8 protein-coding genes are annotated in these 13,814 nt (G+C 70.2%); 1 reads left to right on the top strand and 7 read right to left on the bottom strand.

Translation table 11 applies throughout. The features are described 5' to 3' along the window. Positions 1-19 precede the first annotated feature (19 nt). A complete protein-coding gene (locus tag VMJ70_01130; GenBank protein ID HTO89708.1) occupies positions 20-1,984 on the top strand; it encodes a hypothetical protein in 1,965 nt (654 codons plus the stop codon). Between the two features lie 21 nt (positions 1,985-2,005). Here VMJ70_01130 and efp read toward each other — a convergent pair whose 3' ends face one another. The 7 genes from efp to VMJ70_01095 form a co-directional block, all read right to left on the bottom strand. Continuing rightward, the gene (gene efp, locus VMJ70_01125) at positions 2,006-2,563 is read right to left on the bottom strand and encodes an elongation factor P (GenBank protein HTO89707.1); all 558 of its coding nucleotides are present in this window, start codon (positions 2,561-2,563) and stop codon (positions 2,006-2,008) included. 63 nt (positions 2,564-2,626) lie between these two features. Next, entirely contained in the window at positions 2,627-3,064 is a 438-nt protein-coding gene (locus VMJ70_01120; protein HTO89706.1) for a MaoC family dehydratase, read from the bottom strand. Beyond that, positions 3,061-3,315 (bottom strand): hypothetical protein, encoded by a 255-nt coding sequence (locus VMJ70_01115; protein HTO89705.1) that lies wholly within the window; start codon positions 3,313-3,315, stop codon positions 3,061-3,063. The genes VMJ70_01120 and VMJ70_01115 overlap by 4 nt, the downstream gene beginning before the upstream one ends. Before the next feature lie 4 nt (positions 3,316-3,319). Next, complete coding sequence (locus VMJ70_01110) at positions 3,320-6,040, bottom strand: protein kinase (GenBank protein HTO89704.1); 2,721 nt, start codon at positions 6,038-6,040, stop codon at positions 3,320-3,322. A 16-nt stretch (positions 6,041-6,056) separates the two neighbouring features. Beyond that, positions 6,057-8,804, bottom strand: a complete 2,748-nt coding sequence (locus VMJ70_01105; GenBank protein ID HTO89703.1) for a protein kinase — start codon at positions 8,802-8,804, stop codon at positions 6,057-6,059. Positions 8,805-9,171: 367 nt separating this feature from the next. Continuing rightward, a complete protein-coding gene (locus VMJ70_01100; protein ID HTO89702.1) occupies positions 9,172-11,946 on the bottom strand; it encodes a zinc-dependent metalloprotease in 2,775 nt (924 codons plus the stop codon). A 139-nt stretch (positions 11,947-12,085) separates the two neighbouring features. Then, a partial coding sequence (locus VMJ70_01095) for a CHAT domain-containing protein (GenBank protein ID HTO89701.1) occupies positions 12,086-13,814 on the bottom strand: 1,729 nt, incomplete at its 5' end.

The following is a 13,814-nucleotide window of genomic DNA, read 5'->3' as shown; positions in this document are numbered from 1 at the left end:
ACACGCTCCGCGTGATCGAGTGGACTCCGCCCCCGCTCGTGACGGCAGTCTGACCGCCGGGCCCGCCGGCCGTGCGCGCGGCGTGCGGGTCGCGGCGCTGTCGATCCTCCTGCTCGGCGCGCTCACCGCGCTCCAGCTCTGGCGCCTTTGTCGGGCCAGCGCGTCGGCGCCCCTCTGGGACGAGGCCGCGCACGGCTACGCCGGCGTTCGGGTGGCCGAGGCGCTGCGCCACCTCGATCCGCTCGCACTCCTCGCCGCGATCAATGCGCAGGTGGTGTGGCCGTTCGTCCACTCGCTGATGCTGGCGCCGGCGTTCCTGGTGATGGGCGATGGGCTGGCCGCCGCCGAAGCGCTCAGCATCGCGCTCTACCTCGGGACGGTGATGGCGCTGTTCGCCGCCGGCACGCTGCTGCACCCCACCCGCGGCTGGTGGGTCGGCCTGCTGGCGGCTTCGCTCGCTCTGATCGCGCCGAGCTACGGCGTGTTCGCGACGCTGGCCATGCTCGAGATGCCCGGCGCCTTCCTGCTGGCGCTGGCGTTCGCGCTGCACGTGCGCGCGGCCGGCGAGCCGCTCCAGCGCGGGCGCCTGCTGGCCGCGGGCTGGGCCAGTACCGCGCTGGTACTCTGCAAGTACAACTACGGCCTGCTGTGGCTCGTCCCGCTCGCGATCTGGGAGTGGACGCTGCTGCCGGCCGATCGGCGGGCCCGCGCGGTGACGTCGCTGCGCGAACGCATACGCTGGCGCTGGTGGCTCAAGCCGATGCCGCTGCTGTTCGCGCTCGGCGCGCTCGCGATCGTCGCGATTCTCGCCACGGGCGGCGGCGCCATCACCGTCGCGAAGCAGCGCCTCTCGTTTCACTCGCCGGGCAATCTCGCCTACGGGCTGTGGCTCGCGCTTCTCGTGTGGCTGGTCACGCCGGGGCGCGCGCGTCCCTCGCGGCTCGGGCGGCTCTGGCGCGGCTCCCCCGAGCGCACCCGGCTCCTGCTCCAGAGCGTCGCGCTGCCGCTCGCCGTCTGGTTCACGATTCCCTGGCCCAATCGGGTTCGCGAGCTGTTCGGATTCCTCGCCAATCGCGACAGCGGAGTGCCGCTGTGGAAGCCCGCCGCGCTGCTCTTCTATCCGCGCGCGCTCGCCGCGGACTATTCGCCGGCGCCGTGGGTGGGATGGCTCGCGCTGGGGCTGGCGCTCGCGCTGTTCTTCGACCGCCGCGGCGCCGGCGAGCGGCTCGCCTGGCTGGCGTTCGTGGTCGGCTTCGGCGCCACGGTGCTGCATCGCTACCGCGACAGTCGCTTCCTCTTCACGGTGTGCCCGCTGCTGTGGCTGTGCGCGGCGCGCGCGCTGGTCGGGCTGGCGGGCGCGGCGTTCGACCGACTGCCGAGGCGCGGGCTCGCCGAGCTGGCCTGGGGGCTCGTGGCCGTGGCGACGCTGGTGACGGCGTGGTTCGAGGGTCCGACCAGCGCGGGGCTGGCCGCGCGGCGACGCGCGTATCGAAGCCCCGCCAGCGTGGTCGCGGTGGTGGACGCGACCCTCGAGGCGCTGGCTCCCCATCCGATCGCGCCCGACGGGGTGGTGGCGGCCAGCGCCGCGCCTTCGCTCGCCGCCGCGGCGGCGGCGCTCGACACGGCCGCGGGCCCGAATACTCGGGCGGTTCTGCTCGGCTACTCCAACGTGCTGAGCCCGGCGCTGCTGGCCTGGCGCGCGCATCTCACGCGGCCCGAGCTCGGCGCGCGCGCGCTCCCGTCGCGACCGCCTGGTGCCACCTCACCGCTCGCGGCCTCCCGCTGGCTCGCGGCACACGCCGAGGTCGTGATCGCGGCGATCGCGGCGACCACCGACGCCCGGTTCGGTCGCGAATATCAGCTGGAGGTGAAGGGGGATCGCGAGACGCTGGCGGAGCTGCGCGGTGACGCTCGGCGCTGGAATCTCACCTCGGTGACCGACGTCTCGGGGTTCCGTGTCGAGCGCTTCGACCGGCTGCCCTAGGCCGGGCTCGAAGCCACCGCCCTACATCCTCTCGACGAACTCTCCAGTGCGGGTGTCGATCTTCACCACGTTGCCCTCTTCGACGTAGGGCGGCACCTTGATCTCGAGGCCGGTCTCGAGGATCGCGGGCTTCGAGGTGTTCTGAACCGCGGCGCCCTTGATGTTGGGCGTGGTCTCCTTGACCGCCAGCTCCACGAACATCGGCGGCTCGATGCCCACCACGCGCCCTTCGAAATACATGGCCTTGATCACCATGCCCTCGGTGAGATAACCGACGTTGTCGCCCAGCACGTCCTTCCCCAGAGCCACCATCTCGTAGCTCTCGGTGTTCATGAAGTTGAAGTCGTCGCCGGCCCGGTAGCTGAACTGGAGCTCGTGCTCTTCGAGCGCGGCACGCTCGACCTTGTCTTCCGAGCGAAAGCGATGCTCGGCGTTCGAGCCGGTTTCGATGTTGACGAGCCGCGTCTGCACCATGCCGCGCCAGTTGCCAGGCGTCACGTGGACCACGTTCGTGACGCGGTGCGGCTTGCCGTTGTGCATGATGACGTTTCCGACCTTGAGCTGGGTGGCGACGATCACGACAGAAACTCCTGGATTTCTAGGGTTGGGGCCCGAATGGGCGGATCTGGGGAGGCGAGTCGCCTACCGAGGAAGCGGCATAGTGTAGCAGGCCGCGGTGCCTTCGAGCACCACGGTGCCGTCGTCGCGAATCACCCGCGTCTCGAGCTCGGTGATGGGTTTGTCGTCACGCACCTTCGTGACTCTCACCTCGCCGGTGATGGTGTCGCCGGGCCGCACCGGCGCCTTGAAGTCCCAGCGCACGCTCAGGAAGACCGTTCCCGGGCCCGGCAAGTCCTCGGCCACCACCGCGTTGAGGATGGCGCTCGTCACGCCGCCTTGCACCACAATCCCGCCAAAGCGCGTGGCGGCGGCGGCGCGCTCGTCGTAGTGCAGTGGATTGCGATCGCCGCTGATCTCGGTGAAGAGCTCGATGTCGCGGGCTTCGACGCGGCGCGAGCGCCGCGCGATCTGGCCGACGGCCGGCATGCCGTTCGGCCACACCGCCGGGCTCTGGCTCATTTCCCCTCCGCCAGCGCCGGCCAGTCGATGGTCACCGACGCCGCGGCGTCGCGCTTGGCCGCGCCCGGTCGCAGCATCAGGAAGCGATCCGACGAGCGGGCGTAGCCCCAAGACGGCGTGTCGAGCTGCGGCGCCTCCATGCGGAACAGCGTGCGCACGTCTGCCGCGCGCGGCGTCGGCCCGGACAGGATCGTCATCACGCCGATCGAGCGTTGATCGGGACCGAGGCGAGTGCCGGCCTCGAGCGTCACGCGTTCACCGGCGCGTCACCAGCGCCTGGAAGTCGGTGTTGATCTCGAGGATCCCGGCGCCCTGGGTCTGCTCGGGGACCACCAGAAAGAAGCGCTCGCCGGCGGCGTCGCAGCTCCAGCTGGAAGTACTCGGGTCGAACGCGCGCGTCGGAAGCGTGAAGAGCTTTTGCGGAGTTCCGGCCTGGAAGCCGCTTCGCGTGTCGATCTCGGCCGCCATCAGATTCCCTTCGAGCGATTCGTAGACCAGTTCGTGGCCGCCACGTGTCCAGCGAGGAAGGATTCCGGTGGTGGTCGAGATCTGCCAGCGGCCCGGGGTCTCGCCCAGCGACTCCACGAACACCTGCGGGGCGTTGCCGTTGGCGATGGTGACCGCCAGCCAGCGGCCATCGGGAGAGATCTGCCCGTGCGCCTGGGTCGCGCTGGAATCCGCCAGCGGCCGCGGGACGCGGTCTTTCCCCTCGGCGGGCAGGATCCAGGTCCGGAACGCCGAGGTGAAGCACAGCAGCCTCGATCCCGCGGGCGACCACTGGCTGAGCGATGCCGTGAATTCCCTGGGAAGCACGATGGAATCCACCGCCCCGAGACCATCCGCGGACGCAATCCGGAACTGGGTCTCGCCCGAGGCGGTCCGTGCCGCGTAGGCGAAGCGGTGCCCGTCCGGTGACCAGACCGGCGTCGAGGCGTGCCCGTCGGTGAAGGTGAGGCGCGTGTCGGTGGAGCGGCTGGTGTCGTAGACGAAGATCTCGCCGTCGCGCCCGAAGGCTCCTCCCCTTCGCTGATAGAGCACGTAGCGCCCGTCGGGCGAGGGCTGCGGATTGACGACGGTGCCCGACACCAGCGCGTCGCCCGAGCGCGTGCCGTGGCGGTCACCGATCTGCAGCCCGTTCAGGTCCCCCCCGGCGATCCGGGCCAGCGCGAGAATCCCGTTGTTGGAGATCGAAAAGTGTCCCTCCGACGATCCGGTCCGCAGGTCGTCCACGATCGTGATCGGCTCCCCGGTGAGTCTGGCGGCGCCGACGTCGAGCTTCTGAGCCAGCAGGCTCGACCCCTTCACGTACAGGACCCAGCCGCCCGGCGCGTATTCGACGCGGCCGTCGGACTGGCCGAGCTTCTTCGATTCCAGACTTCCGATCCGGCCGAGCCTAATGTTGCCGCCGTTGCCACCCGAGCCGCCGATGAACAGGAAGTGTTCGCCGTCGGGCAGGAAGCACGGCCAGGCGCTGGTCGTTTCGCCGTCGGCGCGAACGATGCGTGAAGCGGGTTTCAGCTCACCGCCGCCTGCCGGCACGACGCGCAGCGAATCATTGGCGTGGCCATCCATGAGGATCAGCCCTTTCGAGCCCCAGCTCAGGTCCGCGCCGCCGTTGGCGGCGCAGATCAGGGTGGGCGAGCTGCCGGCGATCGTCACGCGTTCCATCTTGTCGCCGACCACGAAGGCGATCTCGCGGCTGTCGGGCGACCAGTAGACGCGATTGGCGCCCTCGGTTCCGGGTATCGCTCGGGCCTCGATGTCGTTCAGTGGGCGAAGATAGGTGCGGGTGTTTCCGCTCGAGTCCGGGGCCACGAACAACAGCTCGCGACCATCGGGCGAGATGCGCGGCCAGAACATCTCGGCCACGTGAGGAATCGAGCCGATGCGGAAGCGGATCGGCGCCGGCTTCGCGTGCGCGAGCGGCCAGAGCCAGGCGGTGACGCCGATCGCGGCCAGGATCGCGGCGACAGCCACCGCCCACGCGAGCGGCGAGCCCCCGCCGCGCGCGCGCGCGGCCCCCAGCGCCGGGATCACCGACGCGGCGACGCTGGTCGCGGACAGACCCGCGCCCTCGGCGATCGCCTGCAGGTGGAGCTTCACGTCGTGTGCGGTCTGGATGCGCTCGTCGGGCTCCTTGGCGAGACAGTTGCGAATCAGCCGCTCGATGCCGTGCGGCGGTCCGCCGAGCGCAGCGGCGCCCGACGGCGCCTCGCCGACCGCGGCCGGCTCGCGCTCGAGGATGGCCGCGATCAGCGAGGCCTGGCTGCGGCCCTCGAAGGCGCGCCGGCCGGTGGCCATTTCGTAGAGGACGCAGCCCAGCGCCCAGATGTCGCTGCGCGCGTCGGCCTCGCGGCCCTCGAGCTGCTCCGGAGACATGTATTGAAAGGTGCCGAGCAGCGTGCCCTCGGTGGTCAGGGCTCGAGCCAGGGTCGGCGACTGAGTGAGTCCCGCGGCCGCGCCCGAGCCCGCGGCTCCGGTAACGCCGCCGGCGCGCGACAGACCGAAGTCCATCAGCTTCGCGCCGTTTCGCGTGATCATGACGTTGGCAGGCTTCAAGTCGCGATGGATCACGCCGGCGCGATGCGCGCGATCGAGCGCGTCGGCGATCTGGGTGGCGAAGCGCAGCAGCTCGGCCGGCGCGAGGGGGCCGCGGCGAAGGCGCTCGGCCAGCGTCTCGCCCTCGATCAGCTCCATCACCAGGTAGTCGGATTCTCCCGCTCCGGCTTCGGCCGGCGCCCGCCCGACGTCGAACAGCGTGCAGATGTTCGGGTGATTGAGTCCCGAGACAATCTTCGCCTCGCGCTCGAATCGGGCCCGCACTTCCGGCTCGGCCGACAGGTGGAGCGGAAGCACCTTGACCGCCACCTCGCGGCCAAGCCGCGTGTCGCGCGCCCGATACACCTCGCCCATGCCGCCGCTCCCCAGGGGGGCGACGATTTCGTAGGGACCGAGGCGGCTGCCGGCGGAGAGCATGGGCGAAGGTCGCAGTCTAGCGCGCGGCGAGCCGGCGCTTCAGCTCGTCGGTCCAGCCGAACACCAGGTTGACCGCGCTGCCGCCGCCGGTTTCGTGGGGACCGCGCAGTTTGGCGAGAAAGGTTCCATCCGGCATCACCGAGCCATCCAGGACGCCGATCTCGTCGAGGTTGCACCAGTCGCGCGCCGGATGGATCCCGGCCGTGGGTGGACTCCCGACTTCCATCACGTACAGGTGGCGGATGTCGGGACTGCGATAGGCGAGCCGGCCTGGCGCGAGCCACTCGGGCACTCCGCCCCCGCCATCGGTGAGCCGGATCGCGGCGCCGAGGCTGCCCTCGGGATGGAAGGGCGCGACGTAGATCTCGTCGCGCCCCGATTCGTCGCTCTGATACGCGAGCCAGCGACCGTCGGCCGACAAGGCGCCCGTGCCCGCCGCTTCGGAGCCGGCGGTCAGCTTGCGCACGGCGACCACGGAGTCCGCGGAGGTCGAGAGTCTTGCCGCGTAGAGACCGTTCAGGCGGCCATTGGTCACTCGCGTCAGGATCAACCATTCGCCGTCCGGCGACCACTGATCGATCGCGTACTGGTCTTGCGACGAAGGATCGGGGATCACGAGACGCCCGGGGCCTCCCGATTCCAGGTTCATGATGTAGGTGCCGTCACTCGAATCGCGCCCGACCCGCCAGTACGCGAGATGGCGACCGTCCGGCGAAGGATGGGGCAGCGTGCAATCCGCGTTCGGCTCGGCAACCACCTTGCGCAACCCCGCGCGCTCCAGGTCGCCCATCCAGATCTCGTCGATGCCGGCGGCGTTGGTGGCGGGAATGAAGAATGTCTTCCCGTCGCGGGCCGGCACCGGATACCGCTGGTAGGGTCTCGGCTCGGTCGAAAGCTTTCGCAATCGGCCTTCGGCGTCGACGATGCCGATGCGGCGCTGATCCCCGACCGCGCCCCCCGGCGGATAGATCAGAGTGCCCTCGCGATCGAGCAGGAAGTAGCCGGGATAGTAGGAGAAAGGCGCCCACAGTCCGCTTGCGACAGCGACCGGGGCGCCGGCCACCTTGAGCCGGCTCGCGTCGAAGGGCGCCGCGAGCAGCACCTCCCCGCGCGAGAACAACAGCTCGCCGCCCGGCGCGAGCGCCGAAAAACCGCCCTCCTGGCCGAACGTCACCAGCCGGTTCTTCGCGAGATCAAGGGCGCCGATTTGAACGCTCCAGCCCCGTTGCTCGTAGATCGCCGCGCGCAGGAAAACCATGCGGTCGCCGGGCGCCGGCTTCTCCAGCTCCACGCTGGCGCGCAGGTCCCCGCGGTCCACCTTCGATTCGACCGTGGCACCGCCGCTCGCCGGGATCCGCCACATCTTCGTCCCAGGTTGGTCCATCACCACGATGTCTCCATTGGAGAGCAAGGCGAACGAGTGCCAGGCGGGGTCCCAGGCCGACACCGTGATGGGCGGTGCGCTCCCGTCGAGCGGAATCCTTGCCAGCCGGCGGTCTGGCGAGTTCGGGGCCACCTGTCCCACGAACACGATCCAGCGGCCGTCGTTCGTGATGCGGAGACTGGTGACGCCTTCAGTGCCCGGAACCAGGTGGGGAGTGAAATCATCGAGGGAGCGCACGTAAATGCGCAGCGAGGGGTTGTCGACCTCCGAGGCGCGCCGGCAGATCAGCACCATGGCGCGCTTCGTCGCGCTCCAGTCGCCGTCCTGAATGCTGAGACTGTCGGGAATGTCCATGGTCAGCTGGGCGGTGGTGGGGCCCCCCGCGAGGCGACCGCCGCGAGCCATCCAGGCCGACCCGCCACCGATCAGAACCCCGGCCAGCAGCGCCGCCCACGCGGTCACGAGTCCGCGCCGCCGCGCGGCCGCTTGCGCCCCGGCGGCCGCGCGCACCGCGCCGCTGCCGAGCGCGCGCTCGCGCTCGATCGCGATGCGCGCGTCGCCAATGTCACGCAGTCGCTGGCGCACGTCCTTCTCGAGGCAGCGCTGCAGCAGCTCGCGGATGCTGGCCGGCGTCCCGGCGGGCAGCGCGCTCCAGTCGGGGTCGCGCTCGAGGATGCGTGCGATCAGGTCGGAAACCGTCTCGCCCTGAAAAGTCTGCCGCCCGGTCAGGCATTCGAACAGCACGCAACCGAACGACCAGATGTCGGTGCGCTTGTCGACCGCGCGGCCGCGCGCCTGCTCGGGGCTCATGTAGGCCGCGGTTCCGAGCACCACCCCGGCGGCCGTGCCGGCGTAGGTAACGGTCGGCGAGATCGAAAGCGAGGGATCCGACATCGAAGCCGATGCGCCGCCCTTGGCAAGCCCGAAGTCGAGCACCTTGATCGCACCGCTCGAGGTGCGCATGACGTTGCCGGGCTTCAAGTCGCGGTGCACGATGCCGCTCTCGTGCGCGGCCTCGAGCGCCGAGGCCACCTGCGAGCACACTTCGAGCGCCTCCGCGATCGGCAGCGGTCCGCGCGAAAGGCGCTGCGCCAGGGTCTCGCCCTCGACGAACTCGAGCACCAGGTAGCGCTGGCCATCGACTTCTTCGAGGCCGTAGATCGCGCCGATGTTCGGGTGGTTCAGCGAGGCGAGCAGCTTGGCTTCGCGGTCGAATCGCGCCAGGCGTTCCGGGTCCTGCGCCACACCGGCGGGCAGCGCCTTGATGGCGACGTCGCGGGAAAGCCGCGAGTCGCGGGCGCGATAGACCTCGCCCATGCCGCCCGCGCCGAGCGGGGCGATGATTTCGTAGGAGCCGAGGCGTGTGCCGGGAGCGAGCATGGGGTTCGCCCCGGAACGCGACGCGCGCAAGTCCCGAGGCCGCGCGACGCTAACAGCCCGCGCCCGCGCGGCCAAGCCGGCGCGCCACGCATGGGGCGCGACACGCCGGTCACGTCATTTGGGCTCCCCGAGCTTCCGACCCGTCCGCCCGTCGGTCCCGCGGCCCTCGCGCGGGGTTGGCATCCGACGATCAGTTAGGCGCAGCGTCCCGAGGAGCTCCCGGTCATCCCTTTGGCTGTGCCGGGGATGTTCGATTGCTGCGTTGGCGTCGACGGTCCGACCTGCGGAGTATCCAGCGGATACACCTCGGCCGGACCGTCGATTCCGCCTTGCACTCGAACGTCCCAGGCACAGCCACTACGACTGCCTAGTTTCCCGGCACCGCGAACACCCCTCCGCGCGCGGCCGGGCTCGGCGTATCCGCCTCGCGTCCCGCCTCGAGCGCGCGCTTGATGCGGGCGCGGGTCTCGAGGAAGTGCGCCCGAGTATAGTCCCCCAGCGCGGCCTTGCCCGCCATCGCCTGGGAAATGCGGCCGTCGATGCGCGTCAGCTGGAGCCGCGCCAGCGAACGCGCGTCGTCGGGCCCGCCCGGCACGCCGTCCACCACCATGGTCGCCAGCCGGTCCACGTAGTAGCGCTGCAGCTCGCGGCGCGGGCTCGGCCCCTCGAGCGCCTTGAGGCCCGCGGCTTCCGCTCCCACCTCGCCCCAGGTGGCGCGGGTCAGCCGGTCGAACAGCTCCGACATGCGGAACGCGTCCGCGGTGTGCGACTCGGCTTCGCGCAGCCTGGCCAGCAGCGGCGGACTGAGCAGCGAGGCGATGATGTTGCGCTGGATCGCGATCACGCGGTCGTTGAACGCGTAGTCCACGCGCGCGCCGGGCGCGAACGTGCTGGGCAGGCCCCAGTGCGTCCAGCGATCCGCCACCATGCGGTTGAGGAGCGGGCGCGGAACGTCGAACGCATTGACCGAGAGCCCGCGCTGTGCCAGGAAGTCGAGCGCCTCGCGCTGGCGAGCGGCGGGCACCGGCATGAGCGGGTCCCTGGCGCCCGGCTGTCCGCGCAGGCTGCGCGACACGTACTGGCCGCCGACGCACTTGATCGCCATGCCGAGGCAGCGCGTGTACTCGCCGAGCAGCGTGTCCATGGCGCGGCGCAGCACCGCGAATTCGCCCTCGGCGCCCACGATCGAGGCCTCGAAGTTGGAGTTCTTCCACAGTCCCGAGAGATAACCGGCGCGGTCCTTCGCCCAGGCCAGCGGGTCGTCGCTCAGGTCCCAGATGTTGGTGCGGGGGTCGAGCGCGTCGGCCGGGTAGGTGTCCTCGTCGGTCGAGTACTCGTGCCCGGATTGCGTGGATTCGTCGGCGATCTTCTGAACGATGGCGTAGTCGGCCTCGGGCGTGGCGGCGTCGGTCGGCGTGTACCCGTAGCGGATGTTCCAGACGTCGCAGTCGCCGACCACCGACGCGTAGTACTCGCCCTGCTTGCTGCGATCGGCGGTGAGATTCGGCGTGGCGTAGTCCATCACCGATGACACCAGCCCGTGCTGCTGCGTCCAGGACACGTCGTTAAGCTTCGCGAACGGCGTCGAAGTGCTGGAGCGGAAGTTGTGCCGGAGGCCGAGCGTGTGGCCGACCTCGTGCATGACCGCCCACACCAGCGCCTTGCCGACGTAGTCGATCGGCACCGGACTCCCGGGCGGCATGATGCCGTCCTCGAGCAGCCCGGTGCGCAGCACCGCGCCGCCGTCGGCGAGCCCGGACTGCATCTCGCACTCCAGCTCGCGCGGCAGGAACGACGGCCACGCGTTGGGAAGCGTCGGCATCATCTGATCGGCGATCGCCTCGGGGCCCGCGTAGCGTCGATACACGTTGCGGAAGCCCTGAATGAACGAGGCCTCGAACAGGACGTCGGCGTCGAGGATCTCGCCGGTCCTGGGATCGATGCGCGAGGGTCCGATCGCGCCAAACGACGGTTCGGTCGAGGTGATCCACCGCACCGTGCTGTAACGCACGTCCTCGGCGTCCCAGCTCGAGTCGTCGGGCGCGTCCTTCGCGATGATCGCGTTGCGGAAACCGGCGGCCTCGAACGCCTTCTGCCAGTTCTCGATCCCCTTCTTCACGTACGGCCGGTACTCGAGCGGCACGGTGCGATCGATGTAGTAAACGATCGGCTTCACCACGTCGGAGACCGCCGCGCTCGGGTCCTTTTTCTCGAGACGCCAGCGGGTGATGTAGCGCGTGAAGAAGTTCTCGTTGGCATCCTTGCCGAAGTCCTTCATCACATCGAGGAAGTAGCCGGTACGCGGATCGGCGAGCCGCGGCTTCATCGGCACGTCGGGGAGCTTGGAGAACGAGTAGTGGACGCCGATCGAGATGTAGCGCTCATCCGGCACGCTCGGGACGTTCAGGCCGGTGCGGTCGTTCGGCGAGTAGACGAGGTTGGACTCGATCTCCATGTTCTCGGGGAACACCTTGACCGAGGTGAGCGACGAGCGCTCCTTGTCGAAACGCATCGAGCGCGGGCCGGTCGGTCCGGCGAGCGCGTAGCGCAGGCCCTCCGCGAGATCGGAGAGATCGCTCACCACCAGCGGCGCCAGATCCACCAGCACGGACTTGGTCGAGTCCTGCTCGCTCTCGACTTTGAGCGATGCCAGCACCGAATTGCCGAACGACAGATCGCGCGCCTTGTCCATCGGGCTGCCGGCCGGCGCCGTGAAGCGCGTGTTCTTCTCGATCACCAGCACGTGGTCACCGGAGCGCTGGAATTCCATCAACCGATCGTTGAGCGGCAGGCCGCCGAGGATCTCGTTGCTGCCGATGCCGTGCGAGAAGCTGAAGATGCCGAGCACCGGCTGGTTGAATTGCGCCGGCGCGATCTCCATGTAGAGGTTTTCGCGCTTCCAGTAGAGCGTGAAGTAGCCCTTCTTCACCACCGCGTCCCTGGTGAGCTTCTTCCAGTCTCCGTACGGCTTGTCGGGGGCGGTGTCGCCGGGTTTTGCGGCCTTGCTGTCGGACTTGTCCGACTTCTTGTCGTTCTTGTCGGGTTTGCCGGAGGGCCGGCCGGGAAGGTCCTTGGCCGACGCGGATGCGCCCGCCAGAGCGAGCGCGAACGCGACCAGAGCGAACCAACGAACGAGCTTCATGGGAGTCTCCTGTTGGGGGTGACGGGGCTTGAGTCCGAGACGATAGGCAAAGGGTTGGCTCGAGAGGGATCGGGCGCGACCGGCGCGGCAATTGTGCGCACCGGAGGCCCCGCCCGAGCGTCGGACGACGCGGGCGCTCTCAGCGTCGGGCGGGCGACGCCGGCGCGCTCGCGCGGAGTCGCACGTGGGTCGCGGGATCACCGAGCAAAACGTAGCCGGCCCAGTAGCCGCTCGCTTCGCGACCCCGGGTACGGCGTGTGGCCGCCTGGGCGTCGGCCAGCGCACCACCCGCCGAGCGGCCGCGTTCGAGCGCGTCGTAGAAATGCGCGACGAACTCGGCGGTGGCCGCGTCGTCCACCGGCCAGAGCGTGGCGATCACCGCCTGCGCGCCGGCCGCGAGCCACGCCGCGCCGAGCGGCGGCATGCTCTCCCTGACGGTCGGCTGGCCCGCCGACGAACAGCTCGCCAGCACGCACAGCCGCGCCGCCCCGCGCAGCCGGCAGATACGGGCGGCGGTGAGATAGGCCTCCTCGTCGTCGCCGCGTCCGAGCAAGAATCCGGCGCGCCACGGCGCCGACGAATTCCAGCGCGTATGGGAGGCAACGTGGAGGATCTCGCGCCCTTCGACGCGCGCGAGCATGTCGTCGAGCGTGCGGTCACCGTCGTTCGAGCGGAACTCGCCGTGCGGAAATCGGGCGCGCAGCGCCCGGGTCTCGCTCTTCACGCCGTCGAGCGGGGACTTCGAGGGCCCGGTGGCGCGAGCCAGCATGAGAAAGCCGGCGCTTTCCGCTTGGCGGGCGGCCCGGCGCGAGGCCGCCAGCAGCGTCGCGGATGGAATGATCCCGAGCTCGCGGGCCCGCGAGAGTTCACGGGTCTCACCGGGCACGCGCAGCTCGCCCAGCGGATGAACGTCCCAGCCCCCGGCCGAGATCAGCGCGGATCGCGCCGGGCGAATCAGGTCGGCGACACCGCCGAAGAGATCGGTGCCCAGCGCCTCCTCCGCGCCGCGCTGGGCGTCGCCCTCGCCTCCCGGTTCGCGCGACTGCAGCAACTCGCTCAACCGCTTGAGCCGCGGCGACAGCCGGATCGCGCCGGCGGTGGTGGCAGCGAGGATGCGATCCCGGGTCACCGCCAGCACGACGGTGGTGTCGCGTGAGGGATAGATGTCGAGCAGCACTTCGTGATCGGCAAGGGCTCTCTGCAGCTCGTTCAAGCGGACGCGCGCGACCTGCGCCCGGGCCTCGGCTCCCAGCAGCTGCTCCTCGAGCGCCCGCGACCGAAAGTCCTGAAGAGCCGTGAAGGCCCGAGCTGCGCGTGCCGCCGGCGTCCCGCCCGCGGCCGGGTCCAGCAGACGCGCCGCGTATTCGCAGAACAGGGTGGCCGCCGCACCCGCGAACGCTTCGCGCCAGGCCGGATCGTTGGGCGCGGCGCGACTTCTCTCCCACGCGCGAGTCGCGGCACGGAAGTGGAAGAGCGCGCTGTCGCGCTGGCCCAGCGCGTCGAAGCCGCGCGCCAGCGCCTCTTCGGAACGCATCCGTGAGATCTGGCTCAGTCCCGCGCCGCGCCCTTGCAGCAGAGACGCTCGGCACAGCGGCTCCAGCGCCTCGCCGGGCCGGCCTGCCAGGAGCTCGGCGTTGCCGAGACTGTAGAGGAGCCGCGCGCGCGCCGGATCCGCCAGTTTCGGGTCGAGGCGGTCCAACGCGCCGCCGGCGATGCGTGCGGCCGAGTCCGGCCGGCCGGTCTCGGTCATCACCCAGCACAGCGCATGAGTGGCGTCGAGGTACGAGTCGAACGAGATCGAATCGGCCTGCGCGATCACGGCGCGCAGGGAGGCCTCGGCTTCGGCGGGTCGTTGCTGCAGGACTCGC

Source organism: Candidatus Sulfotelmatobacter sp. (assembly GCA_035498555.1).
GTDB lineage: Bacteria > Eisenbacteria > RBG-16-71-46 > RBG-16-71-46 > RBG-16-71-46 > DATKAB01.
The sequence above is the reverse complement of the archived record's forward strand: the minus strand, read 5'-3'. Positions and strand labels throughout refer to the sequence as shown.